This window comes from Brucella oryzae, from assembly GCF_041929965.1.
GTDB lineage: Bacteria > Pseudomonadota > Alphaproteobacteria > Rhizobiales > Rhizobiaceae > Brucella > Brucella oryzae.
Map to the genome: position 1 here is coordinate 1 of NZ_JBHEEO010000056.1, position 2,729 is coordinate 2,729.

The window sequence follows — 2,729 nt, forward strand, 5'->3', positions numbered from 1 at the left end:
GTCTCATAAATATCCATTAAAATCTGTGACTTGCTGACTTTCCTGCCGACAACATCCCATGCCGCTTCGACGAACTTTTCCTTCGTCAGTATCGTGATGCTCGATGGTGTGGGGAAGGCATCAAGGAATGCGAAGAACCAGTCGCTGCGACTGTTACCTCGGAAACGCTCGATCTCTGGAAAATACAGCGGCAGGTAATGCGTCAGGATGCGATGTTGTATCTCGGTCTTGGCGTTAGCAATGGCTTCGTGTGTCTTCGACAATTCCTGAACGTCGTTGATGCCAGCACGCAAGGGATCGTGATAAACCTGCGTCGAATGGATCCTCAACATGTGCAGGATCACCTGCGCATCCTTAGGATCGTTTTTGTCCCAACCGTTGTGCAAGGCTTCTCGCGTGCGGGCAAGCGCCAACGACGACACCAACCGCGTTTCGAAGCCGGCTTCCACCAACCGCCAGGCGATCGGACGATGATAATTACCAGTTGCCTCAAAGGCGCAGACAACCGGTCGGTCATATGATTGCAAAATCTCGATCAGATGGTCATGTTCTGCACGCGTATTGAGAACAGACAACCGACGGCGGCGTTTATGGCCGGGTGCTTCGATCAACACTTCATTGCGAACCTTGGCGATGTCGATGGCTACCAACACGGCATCGGCAGGTATAGAATTCTGACTGGTCATGGTTGGTCTCTCCGGAATGAGTTGTGAACACTCACATTCTAGAGCTACTTCGACTGGCCATGGCCACCTCAAACGGTGCGCGCTTGCAGCAAAAAAGCTGCGCGCACTGTTTGAGGTGGCTCCAACTCTTCCTTCCGTAGGTGCTATGGCAGCGAGTTCACCAGCAACGCGATCCTGCAATGGACGGATCGGACCAAGGTGGAATGGCACTACATCGCACCGGGCAAGCCGATCCAGAACGCCTTCATCGAAAGCTTCAATGGGCGGCTGCGAGACGAGTTCCTGAATGAGACTCTCTTCTCGTCGCTGGCTCATGCTCGATCAGCGCTTTCAAACTGGCGCAGCGATTACAACGATCATCGGCCGCACTCTGGACTAGGCTGGATGACACCTGCCGAGTTCGCTCAGACAATCAACCCGCGACGTGATGCGGTGCTGCGCAGCCGAAATGGCTCCGCACCGCAACCCGCCGCTACCGCCCAGAATACCGCAACCCAAAACTGCTGGAGCGAACTCAAAACTGGATAAAACTTGGGGGCAAGGTCAAACGGCATGGGTTCCTCGATTCAAGCCTTGTTAAGGCGCGATCGGAACGCCAGACGGTCATCAGCGACGTACTGGATATTCCGGAATGCTGGGTCTATGCGCGGCCTTTCCGTGCCGGACGCGGAGTTCGTGGTATCCACGAACCGTTTCCGACTGTGACGCGTACGGCCTGGGAACGGCTGACGGATCGCTATCTGAACAATCCCCATCCTGCAGATCCGGTTCCAGCCTCGCAGGCAGCGATGCTGACGACCCGACAGTTGGCAATGCTACAGGGTTTTCCGGATGGTTGGCAGTGGAAGGACGCAACGCGACAGGACGTTCATCAAATGATTGCTAACGCCGTTCCCTCTCCTCTGGCCGAAGCGATCGGTCATGTCATCCTCGCGCGCGAGAACGGTCAAAGCATTCCCGATGTGGAAGGCCGTTTCATGAACTGGCTGATGGAAACGGGACGCTCGCCCCAATCGGCACGCAATGTCAAGTCGCAGGTCAACCGGGCGCGCCGTCTTTTGGGAGGACGAACATTCTCCGATACAGGACTGGAATTGACCCGGCTGGAACTGAATGCCGAATTCGAAACACTGACGGTCCGGACGAGATCGGATCTGCGTGCCGCTCTTCGTCTTTATGAAGAGTATCTCGATCGTAAAGACAAAGCCGTCCATTCTCGCATTGCGAAGATTTCAAGAATGGCTGCTTGAGGATACGTATTCATCGAGCGCGTGAACCGGAGGCTGGAGCAATTCGGTTATCTGTTGCAAAGAAGTCAGGCGACTTCCTCATACCCACGTTTGCGACGAACCGCGACAAGTCTGCGAAGAAGTGCGTTAGCGGATGCTTCGTCCAGAAGTGTTTGCTGTACGGATTGTCCAAGTGTCCCGATCCGTCCCCAGGATCGCATGACGCACCATTCACCGAATAAGTTCGGCTGAACCGATAATGTATAGAAGCGCCGCATATTGTTGTGCAGCTCGATCTTACGAAAATGTATCGGAAGTGAACTCTGTTTCGACATGCGCGCAGAATCCGACATCGAAGCGAGAGCGTCCAACGCATTTTATGAATCGATCCTCGCTGATCGATTCATGCCGTTGATGCAATCGAAGCGGGTCTACGACGATATAAAAATCTAGCACAATTTTACATGCCAGAATGGAAGGTCTTCCGGAAATGGTGCGACCGCTGCAGAAGCGCTCCTTGTCACGTTTCCACCGCTTGTCTGACGGCAAAGGGGAGCATTTCAGTCGAGATGTCTTGGGGTACGCTGATTTGATTTGCCGGTGTGGCAACTCGATGCGCCGCTACCGTATTTCAGAGTACCCACATAGCGTATCACATCGGGATAATTTGCAGTCTTGCGATTCCAGCTTTTGGATTAACGTTGCGGGCATCCGGAAAACTGTTACGAAACCGGATATATCCGATTCATCGATAAACGACGGTTGAGAGCCGGGAACCGGTGCAGGACGGCCCCACCGTGTTCGAGGGAGCGTC

General features: G+C 54.0%; 3 protein-coding genes and 1 pseudogene. 2 read left to right on the plus strand and 2 right to left on the minus strand.

Annotation, left to right across the window (positions count from 1 at the left end):
* The coding region (locus JNC70_RS22645) for an IS110 family transposase (RefSeq protein WP_374789043.1) at positions 1–686 on the minus strand (686 nt) is incomplete at its 3' end.
* A 147-nt stretch (positions 687–833) separates the two neighbouring features.
* On the opposite strand from JNC70_RS22645, the pseudogene JNC70_RS22650 reads away from it, so the two are divergent.
* Positions 834–1,214 (plus strand): annotated as a pseudogene (locus JNC70_RS22650) (integrase core domain-containing protein); the annotation flags it as partial.
* 173 nt (positions 1,215–1,387) lie between these two features.
* Positions 1,388–1,936 carry a DNA cytosine methyltransferase gene (locus tag JNC70_RS22655; RefSeq protein ID WP_374789044.1) on the plus strand — a complete coding sequence of 183 codons (549 nt, stop codon included), beginning with the start codon at positions 1,388–1,390 and terminating at the stop codon, positions 1,934–1,936.
* A gap of 65 nt (positions 1,937–2,001) precedes the next feature.
* Here JNC70_RS22655 and JNC70_RS22660 read toward each other — a convergent pair whose 3' ends face one another.
* Positions 2,002–2,268 (minus strand): WGR domain-containing protein, encoded by a 267-nt coding sequence (locus JNC70_RS22660; protein WP_374789045.1) that lies wholly within the window; start codon positions 2,266–2,268, stop codon positions 2,002–2,004.
* Between the last annotated feature and the right edge of the window lie 461 nt (positions 2,269–2,729).